A 680-nucleotide genomic window follows, 5' to 3' on the forward strand; every position below is an offset into this window, starting at 1 on the left:
GCGCATCGTCGTGGAGCGCCGCCTGACACCGGTGGACATTCACGAGCGTTACCGCGTGCTCGACGGCGCCATCTACGGGCTGGCCTCGCACGGTGCCTTCACCGGCGCCTTCAAGCCGGGCAACCGCAGCCGCGCGGTGAAGGGCCTCTACCTCGCCGGCGGCGCCGCGCATCCCGGCCCCGGCATGCCCATGGTGATGATGAGCGGCTGGATCGCGGCCGACAGCCTGGACCGTGACTTCGGCGGCCGCGGCATGGGCGATGAAGCGGAGCGGGCGGGGCGGCGCGAGGCCGAGTTGCAGGGGTGACCAGCCCCGTGGTCCTCCGCTCGGAGCGCGCGCTGCGCTTCTTCGATTGGGCTTTCCACCGCCATTTTTCCGGCAGCTTTTCCGCGCTCCGCCTCGCATGCTGGGGGGAGCCGCTGGCCCCGGCCGGACGGCCGCTGATCATCCTGGCCAATCACCCGGGCTGGTGGGACGGCGTGCTGCTGATGCTGCTGTCGCGCCGTCTTTTCCCGGATCGCCGAAGCTTCGTGCCGATGGATGCCGCGGCGTTGGAGAAATACGGCTTCATGCGCCGCCTCGGCGTCTTCGGTGTGAAGCAGGATTCCCCGCGCGATGCCATCCGCTTCCTCGAGACGGCGACGGCGGTGCTGGCCGATCCGCGTCACATCCTCTGGAT

Annotated in this window: 2 protein-coding genes; both read left to right on the forward strand. The window is 70.1% G+C overall.

The window, feature by feature from the left end; translation table 11 throughout:
• Positions 1-307: phytoene desaturase family protein (locus AC1DWF_RS34980; protein ID WP_476843063.1), on the forward strand; the 307-nt coding region annotated here is incomplete at its 5' end.
• The coding region (locus tag AC1DWF_RS34985; RefSeq protein ID WP_476843064.1) for a lysophospholipid acyltransferase family protein at positions 304-680 on the forward strand (377 nt) is incomplete at its 3' end. The genes AC1DWF_RS34980 and AC1DWF_RS34985, both read left to right, overlap by 4 nt.

The organism is Aminobacter sp. P4_D5 (assembly GCF_056401815.1).